Source organism: Herbidospora sp. RD11066 (assembly GCF_054661255.1).
In genome coordinates this window covers 1-234 of the sequence record NZ_BAAGDO010000385.1, presented here as the reverse complement: position 1 = coordinate 234, position 234 = coordinate 1, and the positions used below count along the sequence as shown (strand labels likewise).

Below are 234 nucleotides of genomic sequence, written 5' to 3'. Positions count from 1 at the left end.
CCGCGAAATCTCCGATGGAACCGATGTCACTGGTAATGTGCTCCGGAAAGCCCACGATCTTCTTCGCAAGGCTATCTCCTCGCTTCTTCGAGCGCAACTCGCCAAGAGCACAGGGAAGTAACATCATCTGTTCAAAGTATGCCCCTTGGTTGGCGTCGATGCACTGAGTGAACACACCCCGCATGAAGGGAATGGCATGGTTTTGGTTGTCACCCTTTCCATCTCCCAAGATCG

At 53.0% G+C, this 234-nt stretch carries 1 protein-coding gene; it reads right to left on the bottom strand.

The annotated features are described in order from the left end of the window. Positions 1-184: hypothetical protein (locus ACYQ78_RS40155; RefSeq protein WP_459806244.1), on the bottom strand; the 184-nt coding region annotated here is incomplete at its 3' end. Between the last annotated feature and the right edge of the window lie 50 nt (positions 185-234).